Genomic DNA, 22073 nt, shown 5'->3' on the forward strand with positions numbered 1-22073 from the left:
AGAAATCTATCCGTTAATCCGACTAGCCAGCCGCCGGATCTCGTCGCTTAGCCTTGAATTAACCGGATACACGCCTTCGATGAAATTTAAAATACGGAGTGCCGATTCGGGAACACGATCGTATCCCTGGATCATGTCTCCGATGATTTCCGCAAAACGGGGGTATCTCTTCTCTAGCCGCCGCTCATTACCGAACGGGTCGGGAAAGTAATCCACCTCTTGCTCCAGCAGATGGAGCACGGACAGAATCCGGTCTATTGCATATACCTCAATAAACCTCATAGCAGACAGGCGTTCTCCCCTTGCATAACGGCCCAGCCCCACATACAGATTGGTTAAGGCTTCGTTTAAAGGAAAGTCCAGGGAGTCACTTTTTTGAGAAGGCAGCTGAATTACAGGCTTGGCGATTTCCGTGTTGCCATACAGCGGATCCTTCCATACAACCCGCCCCTCTGTGTAGGAGACTTCCGCCAGCTCCCGTTCCTCGAATATAGCATATTCCCCGTAAATTCCGTCCTCGAACAGGATCTTGCATCCTGCATCTGAATTCTTAAAAGAATAGGCAAGAGGATGTGCATCTTCGAGCCAATCCAGCCGGTCAATATATCTGTCCTTCTCCCCCGGTCTCACAATCACAAAAAAATCCAAATCCGAATATTCATCCAGCCGTGCTGTCTCGACCCCAACGGAACCCACCCCTAATAATGCAAGAGCTCCCCCTTTACGTTCGAGCGACTTGCCGATCTCATGAAGCCGCTGAAGTAGCAATTCTGTTCTTAACATACCTAATCCTCCTTTATAGGTTGAATGCAAAAAGGGTTCAACCCGCACTTCTCAGCGAGGTTGAACCCTAAGGTTACATTGCCTTTATTCTAGTGATAAATTACCATGTCTAAATTGCGGCTGTCAACCCTATTAACCCGCTTCCTGAAGTAAGCTTAACCATTCATCTAAAGTGAACCGGCCTACTACCTCAAAGCCTTTTCCTTGCCCGTTTGGTTTTATAATTACAGTACCCAAATTTGCGACTTCCCCTAATCCAACCCCTTGAGGGAAACCATGGGCGATGATAATCCGGTTAGTCCCGGGGGAGGGCAATACTTCTAATACAGAAGTTAAGTCATTGACAATCCTTTGCTGCTCGGCGGGAGACAAGGAACCACTTAATTGATATATTCTGACCCAGAACGGATCAGTTTGGACCTTACCCTTACCAAAAGCCAACTCTGCGGTCTCCACGGTCCGGCAAAAGGGACTCGCCAGAACCGGAGTCTCGACCGGAATGTGCAGTCTGCGCAGCGCCTCACCAAAATGCGCAGCTTGTCTTCTCCCGGTCTCCGAAAGATTTTTTTGGGTAGAGCAATCATTGAAATCAATTTCTGCCATGTCCTCTCCTGCTGTAGCCTCACCGTGCCTGACATAAAGAATATATCCACCCTGACGAAGTGAATTTAGCAATGAGGGGTCTACCGGCCTTGATTTCAAAATACCTCCTGACGCTTCAGCCGGCTGCGTATGAAACATAAGGATCACGCAAAAGATACTGGTGATCATATGCCCTTTCATCATTTATATTGCTCCCTTCAGGATCGTAAGCATCAGGACATAGTATCCCTCAAAGGGCCAGCAACATTCCGCCTGCTGCACCAGCTACTACAACCACCCAAGGGGGCAGCTTCCAGAAGACCAGCATTACAAATAAAATGACCGCCAGGGCGAAATCCATTGGCTTCAAAATAGCAGTAGTCCAAAGGGGATCATACCATGCAGCAAGCAGGATACCGACTACAGCGGCGTTGATTCCAACCAAGGCCCCTTGGATTTTTGGGTTGTTTCGTAATCCGTTCCAAAAAGGGAGCGCACCGATCACAAGAAGAAAAGCCGGCAGGAAAATGCCGAAAGTGGCAACCACTGCCCCAATAATTCCTCCGGCCATAGTCCCAAGGTAAGCTGCAAAAGTGAACAACGGGCCTGGAACCGCCTGTGTAGCCCCGTAGCCCGCCAAAAAATCCTGTTGGCTAACCCAACCCGGAGGAACTACTTCACGTTCCAAAAGGGGGAGGACGACATGTCCCCCGCCGAACACCAAAGAACCGGAGCGGTAAAAGCTGTCAAACATGGCTAACCACCCGGTGTCTCCTGCCCCCCTGAGAAGAGGTAGTCCTGCCAGCAGCGCAAAAAATAAAACTAAACAGACGACCCCGAGGGTTCTGCTGATTGGTATTTGCAGGTCAGGTGTTTGCTCCGCAGCTTTTTTTCGATAAAGCCATAAACCTGCTGCTCCGGCAGCAACGATAATCAGGACCTGACTGAATGCCGTTTGCCAAGACAATGTAATGGCTGCTCCTATGACAGCGATTGTTACCCTGTTTCTGTCCGGTGTAAGCTTTTGCCCCATTCCAAGAATAGCATGGGCAACGATGGCTACCGCTACGATCTTCAGTCCATGAATCCACCCCGCACTGCCAATATCAAAGCCTTGAAGCAGGAAGGCAAACGCAACTAACGCAATGACTGACGGCAAAGTGAAGCCTAGCCACGCCACAAGCCCCCCAAGCAGACCCGCTCTTACAACACCTATTCCAATTCCAACCTGACTACTCGCTGGACCGGGCAGGAATTGACAAAGAGCTACAAGGTCAGCATAACTGCGTTCATCCAACCATTTTCGGCGGCGTATGTATTCATTATGAAAGTACCCCAGATGGGCAACCGGCCCCCCAAAAGAGGTGAAGCCCAATTTGGCAGAAACCGTCAGCACTTCTAAAAGTGCGCCTAACCTCCCTTTCTGAGTATCTTTCTGTGCTTCCTGCTGATCCGTTTGCATACCGTCACCGCTCCTTTGCTGCAATAACCACGTTCTCAATTTATAGGGAACAACATAAGGGGACTTAAATGTTCAAACTATTATGACACTTGTATATGTGGTGTACACAAGATTTTGGTTAAAATACGGTTAAGTTATTGTACACAATCCTCACAATCCCCGAAACAGCCTCTCCCCATTCCCCTTCATAGATCTATATAACCCCAAACTCACAACAATCATAATTACGGCTGCTCCAAGCAAGATAATCTTCCCGTCCACACCCGTCAGCAGAATCGACAGTCCTGCCGGAACAAGCAAACTAATAATCCCGATCAGCATTGCCACCAGCACCGCCGCACTCTGCTTGACCACTTGAACCTCACTTGTCCACTCCAGCTTAGGCAGTTTCAGGTTAACCATAACGCCTATCAGCGCAGAAAAGCAGGCAAAGATAACAGGAATTACAAGCAGTAAAAGGCTATCCATCCATCCTGTCCGCAGCGATATAATCAGTAGTACGCAGCTTATCATCGTGATAGGTACGGTAATGGTGAGATTTACGGCAACCTTGGCGAGCAGGATGATGTGCTTAGGTACTGGAGAGCTTTTGAGTATCCAAAGATTATTGCCTTCCAGAGAAATGGAGCTCGACGTTGTGCAGCTTAAAGCTATGAACATGGAGACGAAGACAGGCGCCAGTGTATTCAAGTAATGCTGCAGCTCAGGAATTTTGGCCACCTCTCCCAGCTGCTCCGGGCTGATGAATAACAGGGAAACCGACGACATCAATAACAGAACCATGCCAATGCTTGTATTCAAAATATAATTGGAAGAGCTGAAATAGCGGCGCAGCTCCTTCTGATACAGGGCGTGAAATACCGTGGATGCTTTTAACGGCTTCATTGTATATTTACCGCCTGCATGGCTGGTCATTAGACCTGTATGAATCGCTTTATAGCGTGACCCTAGTACGGCAGCAAAGATTACAAAGGATAGCACCGATAACAAAATAAATAAAATAAATGAATCTATCCGGTAGTTGCAGACAGCATCGACATACATAGCTGTGAGCGGATATAGCTTATATATCGTATCTGCCAGTCCGGTGCCCAGATCAGCAAGTTCCTCCTGCCCGTTACCGTTCAGAGTAAATGAACCTGCCATGAACGCAATCACCGCGGCAAAGGTTAGGACAAGGCTGATCATCCGGCTGGCCCGGAAACGGGAAGAAAACCAGCTGATGAGCGCACCAATCACGGTTGCTGCAATAATCGGGACGAATGGAATACACAGCATTGCCGGCAGAAAAAGCAAATAATAATACGCCTCCGGATGTGCTTGAAGCGCATATACCGCACCTGCCGGCAGCATCACCATTAACGTAAAAAACAAATTCAGCACATAGAGCTGGAGAATACGGCTTGCCACCACATGGCTCGTCTTTACCGGCAGCGACATCACCAAATCGTAGTCCTTATAGCTGAACAAGACTCCGCTTGCCTTATAAACCGTCGTGAAGAACCCTACCATTGAAGTAACAGCCATCATGATGGCCAGCAGCAGTTCCACCCGGCCTATCTGTTCAAAAGCCAGTGCCATCGCATAGCTGTATCCAAATGAAAAAACCGCGATCATAAGCACACCAATGAGTATAGCGATACTTAGCAGCAGCAATTTGCGTCTTTCCTTCACCTCTTGGGTATGCAGGGCTTTATTCAAGCCGAAGGCAGAGAGCAGCTGGATCTTCGTTAATCTCCAGATATTAATCATTATCGATCAGCTCCATGAATACATCCTCCAGGCTGTTCTTGCCCTTAACTTCTTCCGTCTTGCCGTGGGCGATCAGCTGGCCTCCCTTGATGATGGCGATCTTATTGCAGAGCTTCTCTGCCGTATCCAGCACATGTGTGGAGAAAAAAATCGCACTGCCCTCATTACACAGCTCAGCCATGATTGTTTTTAGCATATGGGCAGCCTTGGGATCAAGTCCCACGAAGGGTTCGTCTAATACCAGCAGCTTCGGTTTATGAATAAGCGCCGAAATAATCGCCAGCTTCTGCTTCATCCCATGAGAATACGATGAGATCATATCGCCGAGATGCACAGTCATCTGAAAAGCATCGCTGTATTGTCGAATGAGCCGCTCACGGTCCGCTTTGGATACACTAAAGAGATCGCCGATAAAATTGAGGTACTGGATCCCTGTAAGATGTTCGTACAGGTCCGGATTGTCAGGAATATACGCGATACGGGACTTGCAGGCTAACGGGTCTTTTTTCATCGAAATCCCGTCAATTTCAATCTCTCCCTCTTCAAAATCAAGCACCCCCACTACCGCCCGGATAGTCGTCGTCTTGCCTGCACCGTTATGTCCAATGAAGCCGTAAATGTCTCCCCGCTCGACCACTAAGTTCAGGTCATTTACTGCTTTTTTTCCGCCTTTATAGCTCTTGGTAAAATGTCTGATGGTAAGCATGTCCCTTCACCTCTTCCTGACTGTTAGCAAATAATTATTATACGTACAGCATAGTGTAAACGTTCATTGAAGAATAAATAATCATTCGTGGAAACCTTTTTGTCCGATTGCACGTCTAAGAGCTCAAATAAACCACAAACTACATCACGAGGTGAAGAAAATGAAAAAAACATTCAAGCTTGTTACACTATCCGCCGCCGCTGCTCTGGCGCTAAGTTTTGCCGGACAACAATTCGCTTCCGCCGCAGCTTTCACAGACTTAAATAACGTCCCCGATAAAGAGAAGATCATCGCTCTGCAAAATAGCGGCCTGATCAAAGGGATCAGCGCCTCCCAGTTCGGCCCGCATATTCCCATCTCGGAAGCTGAAGGGGTTCAAATGATCGTCAATGCCTTAGGACTGAATCTGGATCTGATCCGATTCGTTAAGGAGCCCAAGGCTACGGACTATTTTGCCAATGCCAATGATTCCGCCTGGTACGCGCAGGCCCTCATTATTGCTGCTGTCCACGGACTGGACCTGCCGGCGGATTTGAAGCCGGGCCAGAAGTTAACACGCGAGGAATTCACGCATCAGCTGATTGATGCGATCGAAATCAGCGGCCGTCTGCCGATGATCAAGCCAGTCGTTGTGGAATTCAAAGACCAGGACCAAGTGAAGGCGGACTATTCCGGTTCGATCCAGCGCGCCCTGAACTACGGTGTTGTGCAGCTGGATGCAAACGGGAAGTTTAATCCGCAGCAGAAAATCACCCGGGCCGAAGCAGCCGTAGCCATCAGCAATGCGCTGGCATATCTGAAGGCTCACCCGGCACCTGAAGCCGCAAACGAGATCCTTACGGCAGAACAGGCTGTTCAATTGATCAAAGAAGCCGTAGGACCTGAAGCCGGCCTGCAGATCAAGATCGCTCCGGCTTCCAGCATGAGCCGTGAATCCTTCACTTACCTGCTGGTTCATACGCTACAAACAAGCGGTCAGCTGCCGATGATTAAGCTAAACCCGGTGGAGATCAAAGACAATAATGAGATCGACATCTTAAACTCCGGGGCTATTCAGACGGCGATTGCCCTCAAGATCGTGAGCCTGGACGCAGACGGCAATTTCCATCCAAAAGACGCCATCACCCGTGCAGACGCTACCGCCATGGTCAGCCAAGTCCATGAGATCCTGAAAAAATCCTCAACCAAGTAGGAGATCCTCCCTGTTTGTTCTAAAAAGGCCAGACCGTCACTTGCTGACGGTCTGGCCTTTTTATTGTGATTATCCACTGAAGGCGAACATAATCTCATGCTCTTTTCCCCAGATGGATTTAGCATAGGTGGATGGAACTTCGCTCGGCATTCTAGCGGGAAAAACTCCCACTAATTCAGTCATTTTACACTAAAATTGGATATTAGGTGGAAAAAGTCCCTCTAAATCCTCGAATTAGCTAATATTGAGCCGTAATGGAGATATTAGCGGGAGAAAATCCCACTAGCCACCATCACTATCCTTCCCGGGGGAATTTAGCGGGAGAAAATCTCGCTACCGCGCCTCCATCTCGTTATTTCTCCAGCAGCCGCTCAGTATGAATTGTTCGGTCGGCGTTGTTATATGACATTTACATCCTCCCCAATGTGAATCTTCGGCTGTGCTCCAGCCTCGTTCCCGTCTGCCTCGTTCCCGCTCACCTTTTTGAGCTTCCGGTTAAACATAACAAACAGCATAACACCCATCACACTCGTAATCACTTCTGTTACGGTCATAGACCAGATAACACCATTCAGTCCGAAAAGATAATGAAGCACGATAATCACCGGGATATACAGGATGCCTTGAGTAATGGCCATAATCGCTGTGGGTGCGCCTTGTCCGGTAGCCTGAAAAATACTCATGAACAGTCCCGTGAATCCATTAAACAAAGCCGAGATCAGCATCGCTGCCAGAATCGTTACGCCGCTGCTGATCACAGATGGGTCGTTGGAGAACCAGTGCAGGACCGTGTCTCTGAAGATAAATACCAGGCTGACGAACACAATAGAAATCGTTCCGATGCAGGCAAAGGCATATTTAATACTCGATTTTAAGCGCACGATATTGCGGCCGGCATAGGTAAATGCAAACAGCGGGATCAGACCGAGGAATAACCCCATTGACAGAAACTCCGGAACCTGAACGATTCTTAGCGCCACACCAAAGCCGGCGACCACATGGTCTCCATATTGAATAGCGTAGTTATTCAGCAGCAGCGTTGTCACAATCAGAAAAGCGGATTGCAGCAGCTCAGAGATTCCGATTTTATAGATTTCCAGCTTATCCTGAACCGAAATTCTAAAATGCTTCAAGAACCCCTTTAAGTGTTCACTCTTTGTCTCCAGGAAATAGATGTAATAAACTACCGAGCCCACATTCGCCAGAATCATCGCCAGCGCCGCGCCTGCCACATGCCAGTTCAGCACCAGAATAAACAGCGGATCAAAAATCAGGCTAAGCGCCGTGCTGATAAACACCCCGTACATCGATTCCTTCGATGCCCCCTCCGAGCGTACCAGCTGCTCCAGCGCAAAATTGAGCACAATCACGAACCCGCCAGCGAACAGGGTCAAGGCATAGGTTTTGGCAAAATCAAACGTAGCGTCATCCGCACCAAGCAGCCGTGTAATCGGGTTAATCGCCAAAAAAGCAAGCAGTGCAATTACAATGCCGGCGATAATACTCGCATAGAAGGAATAACCGGCGATTCTCCGGCCCTTCTCTGGATTCTTCTCACCAGCCAGCCGGGTCACAAACGTCCCGCCGCCTACTCCCAGCACATTGCCAAAGGCCATTAATACAGTAAAAATAGGCAGGCCCAGCGTAATCGCCGTCAGCATATGCGTATTGTGCAGCAGCCCGATGAAATAGGCGTTGATAACATTGTAAATGGTCCCGACCGACATTCCAATCATCATGGGTATCGACAGGTGGGTAATTGCCTTCTTCAGCGGAGCTGATTCCAGATAATATTGATTTGATGTTTCCTGGCTCATATTCATTCCTCCATGCGTTTCACGTCATCATGTTTAGTTAGAATTCTAAGTAACAAGGATATCATAATAGTTAGAATTCAAATTGTCAATGATCTAACTAAATATAAACAGCTATTTTATGTAACCCTAGTACACAAAAAAAACCTCTATTGCGCGGGCGGTCTAATGAACGCCCGCGCAATAGAGGACTAAGCTAGCTTATTACCTGACTTCGATGTAATCGAGTTCGGCGTATCCTGCCGCTCCTTTGGTGAACCGGATCGTATTCGCTCCAGCTTGGAGTGTTACGGTTAGCGTGAGTATTTTGCGATATCCGATGTTCGGAACAGCATTGATCCAGCCCCCGGTTGCAGCATAGGTTACGATACTCGCAGCGCCTCCGTTAATCGAGAGGTAGTGTGTAGAGTTCCCTGTAGTGCCGTTGGCATACCCGACATCCATCGTATACGTTCCGGCTGACGGGGCATTTACAGTAAACTGTACATAGCTGTCGGCATAATCAATCCCGCCAACATACCTGGCTTCCGAGGCATAACCGCCATCATGGACTGCAGCCTGATTAATCTCCGCTTTTTCAGCCTCGACTCTTTCTTTATAGGCCGGTTTTGGCATCAGCTGAATATAGTCAAGCTCGGTATATCCGCTGGCTCCCTTGGTGAATCGGATCGTGTTGCTGCCTGCATTTAGGCTGACGCTCGTGGACAATGTACCCACGTGTCCAGCCGATAACCAGCCGCCCGTCACTGGGTAGGTTAAGGTTGCAACCGTCCCGCCGTTGACTGACAGGGATTGATTGGAGTTGGCGTTGGTTCCGTTGGCATAACGGACATCAAGATTGTACACGCCTGCTGCCGCTGCATTGACTGTAAATTGAACATAACTGTCGTTATAATCGATTTGTCCGATATATTTTCCGTTCGAGGCACTGGCATTGCTGAAAAGATTGGCCCGGTTCACCGTGGCATTTTCTGCTTCATACAAGTTGTTATTTGAACCGGCTGCAGGAGTAATCGTCAAGTGATAACCCCAGGAAGCATTCATTTTGGTGACCGGTACATTAATTTGACCATTTGTTATGGCATAATCACCTTCAAATACGCTTGCCGGTGAGGAGACAGCAGTGTCCACTCCCAACCACGGCGTGGCTTCCAGCTTCACGTGGGCATTACCGGAGAACTTGGATACACTGCCAAACCCTTTGATTACTATTGTATGATCGCCGCTGCCGCCTCCGAAGACTACATGTACGGTACCCTTTGCATTGTCGACACTGGCAATGCCATCCAAAGCCAGCGAGCTTGTTGATACTGGAGTCGTCATTGCCATCTGCCCGGACATATCACCGTACCACTTATAAAGCCACCATCCGCCGTTTGCCGTTCCTGCATCCGTAACAATATTGCTCAACCGGCCGGGTCGGAACCAGAAAGCCGCTGTGGCCGTATCTACCCCTTCCCGTTCAAACTGGGCAAAATAGCGGACCATCCCGCCGGGAACACCTTCTTCATTCGGCACCCCATACTCATTAATACTGATCGGTCTTGGAGAAATGCCCAGATCCAGCTCGATTTGCCGGTAAGCTGCAATATGGGCTTTGATAGTCCAGGTATCCGCAACCGTATTGCCAAGCTCATGCCAGCTGATAATATCCGGAAGCACATTATTGGCCTTGGCGTAGGTCAGGAAATTCCTCATCCAGGATTCTTCATAGCGGGAATAGCTTGGACCGATCGTTTTCGTTGCAGTATCAAGGGTCTTTACCCGTAAATAGGTGTTCTTCCAGCCATCCAGGAACGTTCCGGCTGCACTCTTCCAGGTCCAGTCCGGTTCATTCCACAGTTCGTATCCATAAATATTGGTCGCACCGGAGGCTAATCTGGCATTAACCATTGTGTCTACCTTGCTGTACCAATCCGCCCAGCTCAACCATTGATAAGGGAAGTTCGAGTAAATATCTGGCATCCGGATGGTGACAGCCGCTCCGTTTCGCGCCGCTATGGGGGCCACCTTCAGAGCGTCTCCAATCGGTACAGTCTCTCCATTCGGCAGCTGCCCGCCGTTCGGAGCCATTTGTGTAAACATTTTGGGCTTAGTCGGAGCGATCAGGCTGTCGGAGGGCCGCCCTTCTCCAGCAAGACCATACAAAGAACCTGATGCCACATGTGTCACCGAACGGTACTGATTGGCCAAATCTACAGTGAATGTTGCCGGTATGGCGGCACTGGCTGGCATTACTGGCAGGGACAACAGCAGCAGGGACACGCTGAGCAGGCTGAGCAGTTTCTTTTTCAAATCCTAACCTCCCATACTATGATTGAACAACAGTCAGTGACGGATAAATTACCCCTTTACACCGGTCATGGCAATGCCCTGAATAAAGTATTTCTGGGCGAACAGGAATATGATCAGGGACGGGAGCACAACAAGCGATACCGCCGCCATCATCAGATTCCACTGGGATGAATACGCTCCCTGAAACAGAGTAAGTCCAAGCATTAACGTATAGTTTTTCTCAGAGGACAGGTAGATCATCGGCGCTAAATAGTCATTCCAGTTGTTCAGGAAAGTAAACAGACCGACCACAATCATCGATTGGGAGCTAAGCGGCATAATGATCCTCCGGAATACAGTGAAATGATTGGCCCCATCCATAAATGCGGCTTCATCCAAATCCCGGGGGATGCCCATATAGAACTGACGCAGTAGAAAGATGTTGAACAATCCTCCGCCGAAATAAGCCGGAATAATCAGCGGTGCCAGTGTATCCGTCAAATGCAGCGTTCTCCAGCCGATAAACTGCGGAATCATCACAACCGCAAACGGCAGCATCAGCGCTGTGAGCATTACCCCGAACACCCGGTCACGGCCGGGCCAATCCACTCTGGAAAAACCATAGGCACACAGCGAGCTGCTGAGCAGTACACCGACAATATTGGCCACCGTTACTATACTGCTGTTCAGGAAAAAACGGTCAAACGGCTGTGCCTGCAGTGCATCGCGGAAATTGTGAAATTCCAGATGCTTTGGAAAGAAGGTCGGCGTAATTTCGAAGATCAGATCACTGCCCACGAGTGCCGTACGAAGCATCCAATAAAACGGGAACAGCGCAAAGATTGTGCCGCTGATCAGCAGCAGATAGAGCAGTATTTTTGTTGTGCGTCTCTGTTTGGTCATGATCTTTTGCCATCTCCTTCATAGTGAACAAAGGATTTGGAGAACCGGAAAATCAAAAAGGTAAAAATTAAGGTAACAATAAAAAGCAGTACTGCATTAGCGCTGGCCGCCCCCATTTTTGAGAAGCGGAATGCATTCTGGAACAGATACAGTACATAGAGCAGGCTGGCATTATCCGGTCCGCCCATCGCCGCTGCGCCGCTGCCCGAATTACCGCTGGTCATGACCATAGGCTGCACAAAGGTCTGGAAAGCATTGATAAAACCCATAACCGTGTTAAAAAAAATAATCGGTGAGCTCATAGGGATGGTGATATAACGAAGCTTGTGCCAGGCATTTCCCCCGTCCACCTCAAGTGCCTCGTAAAGATGGGCCGGAATCCCCTGCAGCCCTGCCAGAAAGATCACAATCATGCTCCCGGAATTCCAAAGGCTGAACAATATCAATGTTGGAATTACCGTGTTATCAGAAGCAAGCCATAATGAAGTTGGCAAATGAAGTGTCTGGAGCATATAATTCACCACACCGAAATCAGGCTGCAGCATCCACATCCAGATAATCCCCGCCGAAGCAATCGGAATGATGACCGGTAAATAAAAGACCCCCCTGAAAAAAGCTCTCGCCTTAATTTTCTGATTTAGCAGAACCGCTACAAAAAATGCGAAAACGATGCCCACAGGAACACTAACGAATACATAATAAAAGGTGGCTTTGACGGCAGGATAGAAAAACATGTCTCTTCCCGAGAACATATCCGTAAAGTTGCTCCAGCCAATAAAATGCATCGGCGCTCCAATCGAATAATCCGTAAAGCTGAGCACAAAAGTAATCACCAGCGGAACTACGATAAAAATGGAATACCCGAGCAGCACCGGTGAAGTAAATAAAAGTCCGGTCCTTAAGTTTTTCATCCTTTTTTTCCTGGCCTGGCGCTGGGCATCCATCTGCGTCTTCTCCCAATCCAGCTGAACTGCAGTAGACATACTCTCTCTCACCCTCCTATGAATGGGAAGCTTTCTTGAAGGAGCCTCTGATAAGCTTCGGATGCTCCTTCAATCGGCCGTATCCTCTTTATTTATCGTATCTGCCTTGGATATCAGGCTGGACTTTCGGCGCAATTTCATTTAGAGCATCCTGCGCCGTCTTTTTACCCAGCCATACGGAGTCCAGAGCCGAGATGACGGCTGTGTTCACTTTGGCATAGTTTTTCAGATAATAGGTTGACCCCGGCACCGAGTGGTTCAGGAACTGATTCATCATGGCTTCCTTGAATCCTGGGGGATGGGCTGCCGGATTCGCATCGACCCATTTAGCCACCAGGTCGGGATTGGTGTACCATTCCTTCATCGTCGGCATCCACAAACCGCTGGAATACAGTTCAATTGCACCATCCGGATTAGACATCCACTTGAAGAGCATCCAGGCTTCTTCCGGGTGTTTGGAATCCTTAAAGAATACAGTCGCCCCGCTCAGACCGACAGTCAGACTCTTCTTCAGCTTCGGCAGGACGCCGATATCATAATTGACTTTGGCGTTGCCGAGATCAAGGTTCATCCATTGACCACCGATGGCCATCGCTGTTATTCCCGACTGGAGTGCAACATTCATGGCAGGAAGCGACTTTGCTGCGAGCGGAGATGGGGCCACGTGATATACATTAATCAGGTCAGCTAATTTCTGGATGGCCTCGGCGGCTTCCGGTTTGTTCAGAGTGAACTCTTTGCCGTCTTCCGAGACCCAGTCGCCGCCATTACTGTAAATGAAATTATTCAGCGGCTCATTCCATGTTTCAAAGGTGACACCGTACTGTTTGATGCTCTTAGAATCAAAGTCCGGATCAGCTGCATTCCTGCCCTTTTTGTCCAGCGTCAGCTTCTTCGCGGCTTCTACAAATTGATCCCAGGTCCAAGCCGTTTCTGCTGTAGTTGGAGGGGTTTCCACCCCGGCCTTTTCCAAAAGATCCTTTCGATAGAACAGCCCAAACGTTTCACCGGCTGTGCTGATGCCCCAGGCGTTATCCGGGGACTGTTTATACCAGATCGTATCCAGGAAATCCTCCTTCTTCAGCTCATTGTCCTTGGCAAACATCTCAAACAAATTGACAAACTTGCCTTGCTTCGCCCAGGTATCTCCCAGGTCTCCGGTCATGTACCCGGTGTCGGGCATATCATTCGCTGCTGCCATTGCTGTCAGCTTCGTGTTATAGTCCGAATTTGGAATCTGTACATCCTCAACGGTAATCCAGGGATACTTTTCCGTAAATTTGGCGGTTGCATTTTCGATAGCCTTCTTCTCGTCTGCACTTCCCCAATACGTAAATTTAAGTTTCACAGGCTCATGCTCTTCTGCAGCCGTCGGACTGGCACTGCCAGCTGCAGAGTTGTTCACTGCCGCCGGTTCTTTCTCATTGCCCCCACAGCCTGCGGACAAAAGACCTAGAATTAATACGATGCTCATCATGGACAACAGCTGTTTGCTTTTAGACTTTTTCATGCTTGCCCCCCTGAATTCATTTACTTTGAAAGCGCTACCGCTATTCATGATTGAATTATAAATGACGTATCGTAAGCATAACTTGTAACATTTTAAGGTTATTGCACTTTTTTAGCTTGCTTACCGAACGTCCCCGGGCACCGGATCTTCTATGCTATAATAGCAAATGTATCCGGTTACATAAATTAATTAGGAGCACTTGGGGGTGGCCCATGTTTACAATATTGGTTGTTGATGACGAGCCCAGACAGGTCAAAGCGCTTGTTGCAGTGATCCGGCAGTTAAAGCCCGCCTATACCGTAATGGAAGCCTATGACGGGGACGAGGCACTGGATATCATCCGCAGAGACAAAGTTGATATCCTTATAAGCGATATCAATATGCCTCATCTCAGCGGCATCGCCCTGATTGAAATCCTCTCGAAATTAACCCCGACGCCCAAAATAGTAATGCTGACCGGCTATGACGAATTCGAATACGCCGTTCAGGCTCTGCGCTTTCAGGCTTTTGATTATTTGCTTAAGCCTATAGGTAAACCTGAACTGACTGTGCTGCTGGAACGTCTGGAAGCTCTTCTGCTGGAAGAGCAGCACTCCAGCCAGAAGCTGCTTACCGACCAGCGTCAGCTTGCTGCCACCGCTCCTGTCTATGAGTATTATTTGATGAACCAGTGGATTCATCTGCGGGCCGACAGCGGGGAATTGTCGGAAGTCCGCGCGAGACTACACAATGCTAGCGCTAGGGGTGCCATTATCCTGTTTGCGCTGCACAACAAATTGGCTCTCAGTGAATCAGAGACAATAGAAGCAAGTTGCGCTTTGCGGGAGTCCATCCTGCAGCAGTTCGATCCTTCTGACCAGCTTTGCGTATTCCGTCTGGAGGAAGACAGCCGCCTGCTCGTCCTCCCGTACTTCTGTGAATCTGCGGAAGGGATCAACAAACTGCTCCCCATTTTCGACCGTTTATCCAGCATGAACAGCCCGGAATCCGGGCTTAACATAGCTATCGCGGCAGGTCCCGTAGTACAGGATCTGCTGGTTGACGCTGCTTATTCGTTCAAGCAGGCTCATTCGGCACTGTCGGCCCTCTTCTATGGAGGGCAGCGCAAAGTAATAATGGCGGACGATAGTCCGCTTCATTTCAGCTCCCGTTTTCCGTTTAAAGAGGAATTTTCCTTATTTATGAATGCACTGAATGAGCAGGACGACTATGCTCTGCAGAAACTTGTCGGCGGGCACCTTGACAAGCTAAAGGACCACAAGTGCGACCCTGTGCTGCTAAAAGACGAGTGGTACGGCTTTATGCTGCAGGCAGTTAAACCGGTCAGAAACCAACTGGAGGACGAGGATTGCCGGACATGGATGGCAGAGCTGAAATTGCAGCTGTATAACTGCCGGGAATATACCGAAATACGGCCAATCCTGCTCACCTTTTTACTAAAAGTACACAGGCTGTTCCACCGTCATTCTAAAACTCAGCAGCAGGTTGTGATCACCCAGTGTATCCAATATATCACTCAAAATTATAATAAGGACATCTCGCTGGAAGAGGTTTCGGGAAGGTATCATTTTCACCCTTCTTATTTCAGCACCTTGTTCAAATCCATCGCCGAAATCGGGTTTTCGGAGTATGTGCAAAAGGTACGGATAGACGAGGCCAAGAAACTGATTCTTAGCACAGACAAAAAAATGAATGAAATAGCATTATGTGTCGGTTATCGGGATGCCGCATACTTCAACAAAACATTCAAGAAAGAAACAGGTGTCTCTCCCAATAAATATAAACGCATTCAGAAACTGGAGTAGACACGGACTATGAAAATTCAATTCCTCAAAAATATAAGTCTCCGCACCCAGTTTATCGCTTTGTTCATCCTCCTGATCACGATGACCTTGGGTATATTCGGGTACCGATACTATGTCATAAGCACAGCCGTCGTTACGGATATTGCCGAACAAAATGCCTATCAAATTGTAAAGAAGAACAATGACATCATCGACACCAAATTGTCTTTGATCGGGCAGAATATCGTCGCCTTCTCTAATGATAAAGAACTGTATGAAGCTTTTGGCACAATCCTTCCGGGCAATGATGAGGATATTCTGAAGCTTGACCATATTGTGAGCGATATCATCAAGAAATACTTCTCCCACTCCCAGGATATCTATTCTGTACAGCTGGCTACAAGCTATTATACTTTCGGGCCAACCACATTCTACAGTGGAGAATACGGAAAAAGCTTCATTCCCGCAGATGCACTGAAAGCCTCTCGGATTTATCAAACCGCCGAAGCGGCCAAAGGCAAAATCATGTGGATTCCTACCTACAAATTCGCGGAAATGTTCCACATCCAGTATCTAGACAATATAAAAACTGACTATGAGTATATGTTCTCCGCCGCAGAGATGCTTGACGGGGCAATCATAAATGGGAGTGTCTACTACACCTTTCCTGAAGGGGTTGAAGCTCCTGTACTGCTTGTTAATTTCAAAGAGGATTTCTTCAAAAATCTGCTGGAGGAGAGTATACCGATCGAAGGCAGCTATTACATGGTTCTCAGCCGGGAAGGCACCGTAATATCCAGTTCTGATGGTGTGGAGGAATTATCGTCCACATTAAATGCTCCATGGCTCTCCCAGATCATGAAGACGGAAAACGGCTTCGGCACCATTGAAATAGCCGGCAGGAAAATGATTGTCTGTTATGACACCTCTGACGTAACCGGCTGGATCTCACTCATTGCCTTTCCTCAGGAGCAGCTCGCAGGTACGATTATCGGGGCGATGCGCTCCACACTTTTATACTGGGCAGTCTTTATTCTCATCATCGCGGCAGTTGCGTCCTACTGGATTGCCGGACGTATTACCAACCCCATCCGGCGGATTACCAGAGCGGTTAACCGCACCGGGAAAGGTGATTTCGAGGTCAAACTACCGGCTATAGGCACAAAGGAAATCCGTATTCTGATCCATAACTTCAACCTCATGAATGAACGAATCGGCACGTTAATTGAGGAGAATTATGAAATCAAGCTTAAGGAAAAGGATGCGGAAATTACAGCCCTCAACCTTCAGCTGGATCCGCATTTTATGTATAACACACTCAATATGATCAGCATGGTTGCCTTGGAGAACAATCAGGATGAGCTGAGTGAGATGATTATCAGCCTGTCACGCATGCTGAAGTATACGGTGAAGAACAACAAGGATCTGGTCCTGTTTGCAGAGGATTTCGCTTATCTTGAAGGGTATATCTACTTAATGTCCAAGCGGTTTGAAGGAAAAGTAGAGATTCAGCTGGAGATGGATCAACGGATCCTGTCCACGACAGTGCCTAAATTTCTTATGCAGCCCTTTGTCGAGAACGTATTTGTACACAGTTTCAGAATCAAGCGTACCGGAAAGCTCGTCATTCGTACAGAAATAGACAATAATACGCGGCGGTTCATCATTGAAGACAATGGAGATGGTATTGCAGCAGAGAAGCTGCAGGAAATTCAGCATTATTCGGGCAGCTCGGTGGGAATGCTCAATGTTCAGAACCGTATCCGGATAATTTACGGCGGCTTATATGGAGTCGAAGTCAGAAGTGTCCTGGGACAAGGAACTTCCGTAACGATAAGTCTGCCATATCAATAAACTAGCACCCCCCAAAGGGGAAGGTAATCGCAAATACCGAGCCTTCCCCCGGCGTGCTCTCAACCGAAATTCCTCCTCCGCACAGCTCCACAATACGCCGGACCAGCGGCAGCCCGAGGCCGTTGCCTTCGGCCGACCGCGATTGATCCCCCTGATAGAATTTCACGAAGATATGCTTCATTACTTCCTCTGTCATACCGATACCGGAATCTGTGATTGTCACAGTAACGGCATGGCCTGTTGTGGAGAGATCGACGGTAATTTCCCCTCCGCTGTCCGTAAATTTAATAGCATTCCCAAGTAAATTCAGCCATACCTGCATCAGCAGATCCTCGTTGCCATAGAACACGACAGGTTCAAGGTTGAGGTCCAGATTGATATCTTTGTCATTCCACTGGGCTTCCAGCAGCAGCAGGGCCTGGCGGATTTGCTCATCAAGGCCGAAATGGCTTTTGTCCACGATGAATTCCTGATTCTCCAGCTTGGACAGCTTCAGGATGTTACTGGACAGTGAGGACAGCTGCCTCGTGCTCTCAATGATCAGACGGCTGTATTCCTGGCGTTCCTTCGGTGAAAGATCATGATCCTGCATTAAGGTGGCATAACCCTCAATCGCCGCAATCGGGGTCTTGAATTCATGCGAGACATTAACGATAAAATCATTGCGCAGTGTCTCAATGCCGCCCAGCTCATGCACCATACGGTTGAAATTGACGGCCATCTCCCCAAGCACATCGACTCTATGATCCTCATGCGCAACTCTAATGCTGAAATCTCCTTTGGCAACCTGCTTGGCGGCTTCACTGAGATCGATGATCGGGGTCAGGATTTTACGTCCAGAAATCGCAGTTATAACCGTCCCGATCAAGATGCTGGCAACCATTACGAAGGAAATCGGCCAAAAGATATTGAACCGGCCCACATCAATAATTCCCGAATGTACGATCAAAAAGCTCATCAGTGCCATTAATAGCGCCGCGCTCAGCATAATCAAGAACACCATTAGAACCAGCGTCCCCCACAGATTGCGTATTTTTCTCGGTCTGATCAACAGCGTTTCACCGCCTTATACCCTAATCCCCGGACGGTAACAATCTCGAATTCAGGACAGTCCTTGAAGCGTTCACGCAGCCTGTTGATATGCACATCTACAGTTCGCGCATCCGTTTCTGAGTCCATCCCCCAGATCTCGTCCATCAGCTGCTGGCGGGTAAAGATTTTGTTCGGGTAGGACAGCAGCTTGTATAGAAGGTAGAACTCCTTTTGGGGCAGCAGCAGGCTTTTCTCCCCGCGGTAGACCGTAATGGAATCTGAATCCAGTATGACCTCCCCGATTACCAGCCTGCGTTCATTCGCAATCTGTGCCCGTCGCAGCAGTGCCCCGACCCGCAAAATCATCTCGTTCACATCAATCGGCTTCACCATATAATCATCCGTGCCGGCCAGATACCCGCGCTGCTTGTCCTTGAAGCTTTCTTTTGCGGTAACCATCAGCACCGGAGTATTATAGCCTGCCTCTCTCAGCCTTTGGATCAGTTCATATCCGTCCACGTTTGGCATCATAATATCCGAGATAATCAAATCAATATAATGTGTATCCAGCAGCTCCAGCGCATGTTGTCCATCCACTGCCACCACCGGGTTATACCCGTGTTTGGTAAGCACCGTGCCGATCAGCTGCCGCAGCTTATCGTTGTCCTCTACTACAAGAATGTTGATCATTTCTCCACCTGCGTTCCCTCAAGGTTCGGTAATCCTTATAACATTGTACAACAACTTTATGAACCCATTATGAACGGAGAGCGTAACACTTACTATACATAGGCAGCTCCCCGGCTGCCAGGCTGTACGAGTTGATGTTCAGTTCATAATCGTATGTTACGCTTTGCACACACAAGAGAGATGGATGGATTAAGAGAGGATGAGAGTACGGTATGCTGCAATTGAAAAACATTTCTAAAAGTTATACAACGGGCAGTTTCACGCAAATTGCCTTAAATGATGTCAGTCTGGACTTCAGAAAAAACGAGTTTGTGGCGATTCTCGGACCCAGCGGTTCCGGCAAAACAACCTGTCTGAATTTGATCGGCGGGCTTGACCAGTATGACAACGGGGACCTGATTATTAACGGAACCTCGACCAAACATTTCAAGGACAGTGACTGGGATGCTTACCGCAATAACAGTGTGGGCTTTATTTTTCAGAGCTATAATCTGATCTCCCACCTGAGCATTACAGACAATGTGGAAATGGGCATGACCTTAAGCGGCGTGAGTGCCGAAGTCAAACACCGCAAGGCTGTAGAAGCGCTGGAGAAGGTCGGACTTAAGGAGCATATCCACAAAAAGCCCGGCCAGCTATCTGGAGGCCAGATGCAGCGTGTTGCCATCGCCAGAGCACTGGCTAATGATCCCGACATTATTCTCGCCGATGAGCCGACCGGTGCACTGGATACGGTAACCAGCGAACAGATTATGGAGCTAATCAAAGAGATTGCCAAGGATAAGCTGGTTGTCATGGTCACCCACAATCCGGAGCTGGCCGAGACTTATGCCGACCGGATCGTACAGTTCAGAGATGGAAAGGTCATTTCGGACAGCAATCCCCCTGACGAGATTCAGGAGAATACCAATTATCAGCTGAAAAAGACGGCAATGAGCTATTTTACCGCCCTCAAATTATCCGGCAAAAATATCTCCACCAAAAAATGGAGAACGGCTCTCACCGCCTTCGCCTCCAGCATCGGCATTATCGGTATTGCGTTGATTCTGTCGCTCTCGAACGGGTTCGACAAGCAGATCAGCAGCTATGAATCCGGCGCCTTATCCAATTTCCCGGTGACCATCAATGAATCGGCTGCCAGCATTGATCTGTCCAGCCGGCCATCGGAAGATGCCGGAAAGAAAGACAAAAAGTGGAAAGAATTCACCAGTGCGGGTGAAATCTACCCTTATGATCCATCCGCCAACACGGTTATGCATACGAATGTGCTAAGTGAAGAGTATCTGAAGTATCTGGACGGTATCGATCCTGCCCTGCTGGACGGCGTATCCTACAGCCGCAAGGTCAACATGAATATCCTTAGGTCCGATGGCGAGACCGCCGTCCCCGTCGATACAGCTAGTCTGAACTTTACCTCGTATCCCGACAAACCCGCCGGTGTTGAAGGCAGCTATCTTGCTGATTACTATGATCTGCTGGCCGGAAGCCTGCCGGAGAAGTCTACGGACCTCGTTATGGTCGTTGATGAATATAACCGGATGAGCCAAAGCATTCTCGAAGCCCTCGGCCTCGATTATAAAGCAGCTAACATCAGCTTCGATGATATTGTCGGCCGGGAGTTCAAGCTGATCTATAACGATGATTACTATATCGAATCTGACGGCATGTTTAAGCTAAACGGCAATGCTGCCAATCTGAGTGCAATGTACAACAGCGGCAATGCCGTCACGTTGAAAATTTCTGGAATCATCCGCAAGCAGCAGGATTCCCCAATGTCCACCATGTCGGCGGGAATCGCCTACTCTGACAGTCTGGCGGAAGAGTTTATAACCAATGCGAAGAATTCCTCCATTGTCAAAGCCCAGGAACAGCAGGAGCAGGTCAACGTGCTTACCGGGAAGGTATTCTCACAGGTCAGCGGCATGGGCAGCGGTATGGGTATGGGCATGAGCTTCAGTATGGGCAACTCCAGCGCAAGCTCGGATCCAGGCAGCTCAGTGTCCAAGGAAGATACGCTTGCCGCCCTGGGTGCTGTAGCTACTCCATCTTCAATCTCTTTATATCCTAAAGATTTTGAAGCTAAAGAGGGCATCGTGAAGTATCTGGATCAATGGAATGAAGGCCGCAGCGACAAAGAAATGATTGTCTACACCGATTTAGCTGAGATGGTCACCAGTCTCTCCAGCGGCATTATGGACGGAATTACCATGGTGCTGATCGCCTTTGCCTCCATCTCGCTGGTCGTATCCCTGATTATGATCGGGATCATCACCTACATCTCCGTGCTTGAACGGACCAAAGAAATCGGTGTACTCCGCGCCTTGGGTGCACGCAAAAAGGATATTACGCGTGTCTTCAATGCCGAGACCTGCATTATCGGTTCGCTCTCGGGACTGCTGGGCATCGGGATCGCTTATCTGCTGACCATTCCCGTCAACATCATCCTCAAGTCGATTACCGACCTGTCGAATGTGGCCCAGCTGAATCCGCTGCATGCCTTCGGACTCGTGGTACTCAGCGTCGGACTGACCATGCTGGGCGGATTCATCCCTGCCAAATTCGCAGCAAAAAAAGATCCGGTGGTTGCACTGCGCAGCGAATAAGTTACCTTGTGAACAGCGGAATATAGTTAGTTATGAAGGAGCCGGTCTTGGACCGGCCCCTTTTTTTCATTATAATGAATAAAAAACGATATATTGGAGCACATAAATGAGAAATTTCCGAAGTGGTGCTGTGCTCTTGGCCTGTTCCC

The 22073-nt window shown here is 48.6% G+C and carries 16 protein-coding genes; 4 read left to right on the plus strand and 12 right to left on the minus strand.

What is annotated here, in order from left to right; genetic code table 11:
• Positions 1–6: 6 nt before the first annotated feature.
• The 5 genes from L6H70_RS09715 to L6H70_RS09735 all read right to left on the minus strand — a co-directional run bounded on the left by L6H70_RS09715 (position 7) and on the right by L6H70_RS09735 (position 5285).
• Positions 7–783: a hypothetical protein gene (locus L6H70_RS09715; protein ID WP_236332273.1), complete on the minus strand. Its 777-nt coding sequence runs from the start codon at positions 781–783 to the stop codon at positions 7–9.
• A 132-nt stretch (positions 784–915) separates the two neighbouring features.
• On the minus strand, positions 916–1569 hold the full coding sequence (locus tag L6H70_RS09720; RefSeq protein WP_236332276.1) for a histidine phosphatase family protein: 654 nt from the start codon (positions 1567–1569) through the stop codon (positions 916–918).
• Between the two features lie 46 nt (positions 1570–1615).
• A complete protein-coding gene (locus L6H70_RS09725; RefSeq protein WP_236332277.1) occupies positions 1616–2827 on the minus strand; it encodes a chromate transporter in 1212 nt (403 codons plus the stop codon).
• Positions 2828–2977: 150 nt separating this feature from the next.
• Complete coding sequence (locus L6H70_RS09730) at positions 2978–4579, minus strand: ABC transporter permease (RefSeq protein ID WP_236332279.1); 1602 nt, start codon at positions 4577–4579, stop codon at positions 2978–2980.
• Positions 4572–5285, minus strand: coding sequence for an ABC transporter ATP-binding protein (locus tag L6H70_RS09735; RefSeq protein WP_236332281.1), 714 nt, complete (start codon positions 5283–5285; stop codon positions 4572–4574). The genes L6H70_RS09730 and L6H70_RS09735 overlap by 8 nt, the downstream gene beginning before the upstream one ends.
• Positions 5286–5445: 160 nt before the next feature.
• On the opposite strand from L6H70_RS09735, the gene L6H70_RS09740 reads away from it, so the two are divergent.
• The gene (locus L6H70_RS09740; protein WP_236332283.1) at positions 5446–6477 is read left to right on the plus strand and encodes an S-layer homology domain-containing protein; all 1032 of its coding nucleotides are present in this window, start codon (positions 5446–5448) and stop codon (positions 6475–6477) included.
• Positions 6478–6875: 398 nt separating this feature from the next.
• Here L6H70_RS09740 and L6H70_RS09745 read toward each other — a convergent pair whose 3' ends face one another.
• From L6H70_RS09745 to L6H70_RS09765, 5 genes are all read right to left on the minus strand, one after another.
• Positions 6876–8294: an MATE family efflux transporter gene (locus L6H70_RS09745; protein ID WP_236332285.1), complete on the minus strand. Its 1419-nt coding sequence runs from the start codon at positions 8292–8294 to the stop codon at positions 6876–6878.
• 201 nt (positions 8295–8495) lie between these two features.
• Entirely contained in the window at positions 8496–10586 is a 2091-nt protein-coding gene (locus L6H70_RS09750; protein ID WP_236332287.1) for a CBM35 domain-containing protein, read from the minus strand.
• A gap of 48 nt (positions 10587–10634) precedes the next feature.
• Positions 10635–11468 (minus strand): carbohydrate ABC transporter permease, encoded by an 834-nt coding sequence (locus L6H70_RS09755; RefSeq protein ID WP_236332289.1) that lies wholly within the window; start codon positions 11466–11468, stop codon positions 10635–10637.
• On the minus strand, positions 11465–12451 hold the full coding sequence (locus tag L6H70_RS09760) for a carbohydrate ABC transporter permease (protein WP_236332291.1): 987 nt from the start codon (positions 12449–12451) through the stop codon (positions 11465–11467). Before L6H70_RS09760 ends, L6H70_RS09755 begins: the two co-directional genes overlap by 4 nt.
• An 88-nt stretch (positions 12452–12539) precedes the next feature.
• Positions 12540–13961 carry an ABC transporter substrate-binding protein gene (locus L6H70_RS09765; RefSeq protein WP_236332293.1) on the minus strand — a complete coding sequence of 474 codons (1422 nt, stop codon included), beginning with the start codon at positions 13959–13961 and terminating at the stop codon, positions 12540–12542.
• Positions 13962–14173: 212 nt separating this feature from the next.
• On the opposite strand from L6H70_RS09765, the gene L6H70_RS09770 reads away from it, so the two are divergent.
• Complete coding sequence (locus L6H70_RS09770) at positions 14174–15766, plus strand: response regulator transcription factor (RefSeq protein WP_236332295.1); 1593 nt, start codon at positions 14174–14176, stop codon at positions 15764–15766.
• 9 nt (positions 15767–15775) lie between these two features.
• Positions 15776–17599, plus strand: a complete 1824-nt coding sequence (locus tag L6H70_RS09775) for a sensor histidine kinase (protein ID WP_236332298.1) — start codon at positions 15776–15778, stop codon at positions 17597–17599.
• A gap of 1 nt (position 17600) precedes the next feature.
• Here the strand turns inward: L6H70_RS09775 and L6H70_RS09780 are convergent, their stop codons facing one another.
• The gene (locus L6H70_RS09780) at positions 17601–18650 is read right to left on the minus strand and encodes a HAMP domain-containing sensor histidine kinase (RefSeq protein WP_236332300.1); all 1050 of its coding nucleotides are present in this window, start codon (positions 18648–18650) and stop codon (positions 17601–17603) included.
• A complete protein-coding gene (locus L6H70_RS09785; protein ID WP_236332302.1) occupies positions 18647–19321 on the minus strand; it encodes a response regulator transcription factor in 675 nt (224 codons plus the stop codon). Before L6H70_RS09785 ends, L6H70_RS09780 begins: the two co-directional genes overlap by 4 nt.
• Before the next feature lie 212 nt (positions 19322–19533).
• On the opposite strand from L6H70_RS09785, the gene L6H70_RS09790 reads away from it, so the two are divergent.
• Positions 19534–21924 carry an ABC transporter ATP-binding protein/permease gene (locus L6H70_RS09790; RefSeq protein ID WP_236332304.1) on the plus strand — a complete coding sequence of 797 codons (2391 nt, stop codon included), beginning with the start codon at positions 19534–19536 and terminating at the stop codon, positions 21922–21924.
• The last annotated feature ends 149 nt before the right edge of the window (positions 21925–22073 follow it).

Source organism: Paenibacillus auburnensis, from assembly GCF_927798115.1.
Classification (GTDB): Bacteria; Bacillota; Bacilli; order Paenibacillales; family Paenibacillaceae; genus Paenibacillus_AQ; species Paenibacillus_AQ auburnensis.

Excerpts from the sequence above, each read along its gene's own strand:
- L6H70_RS09745 (WP_236332285.1), bottom strand. The coding sequence starts at position 8,294 with ATGAGCCAGGAAACATCAAATCAATATTATCTGGAATCAGCTCCGCTG.
- L6H70_RS09720 (WP_236332276.1), bottom strand. The coding sequence starts at position 1,569 with ATGATGAAAGGGCATATGATCACCAGTATCTTTTGCGTGATCCTTATG.
- L6H70_RS09725 (WP_236332277.1), bottom strand. The coding sequence starts at position 2,827 with ATGCAAACGGATCAGCAGGAAGCACAGAAAGATACTCAGAAAGGGAGG.
- L6H70_RS09765 (WP_236332293.1), bottom strand. The coding sequence starts at position 13,961 with ATGAAAAAGTCTAAAAGCAAACAGCTGTTGTCCATGATGAGCATCGTA.
- L6H70_RS09790 (WP_236332304.1), top strand. The coding sequence starts at position 19,534 with ATGCTGCAATTGAAAAACATTTCTAAAAGTTATACAACGGGCAGTTTC.
- L6H70_RS09740 (WP_236332283.1), top strand. The coding sequence starts at position 5,446 with ATGAAAAAAACATTCAAGCTTGTTACACTATCCGCCGCCGCTGCTCTG.
- L6H70_RS09785 (WP_236332302.1), bottom strand. The coding sequence starts at position 19,321 with ATGATCAACATTCTTGTAGTAGAGGACAACGATAAGCTGCGGCAGCTG.
- L6H70_RS09760 (WP_236332291.1), bottom strand. The coding sequence starts at position 12,451 with ATGTCTACTGCAGTTCAGCTGGATTGGGAGAAGACGCAGATGGATGCC.
- L6H70_RS09770 (WP_236332295.1), top strand. The coding sequence starts at position 14,174 with ATGTTTACAATATTGGTTGTTGATGACGAGCCCAGACAGGTCAAAGCG.
- L6H70_RS09775 (WP_236332298.1), top strand. The coding sequence starts at position 15,776 with ATGAAAATTCAATTCCTCAAAAATATAAGTCTCCGCACCCAGTTTATC.
- L6H70_RS09730 (WP_236332279.1), bottom strand. The coding sequence starts at position 4,579 with ATGATTAATATCTGGAGATTAACGAAGATCCAGCTGCTCTCTGCCTTC.
- L6H70_RS09755 (WP_236332289.1), bottom strand. The coding sequence starts at position 11,468 with ATGACCAAACAGAGACGCACAACAAAAATACTGCTCTATCTGCTGCTG.
- L6H70_RS09735 (WP_236332281.1), bottom strand. The coding sequence starts at position 5,285 with ATGCTTACCATCAGACATTTTACCAAGAGCTATAAAGGCGGAAAAAAA.
- L6H70_RS09715 (WP_236332273.1), bottom strand. The coding sequence starts at position 783 with ATGTTAAGAACAGAATTGCTACTTCAGCGGCTTCATGAGATCGGCAAG.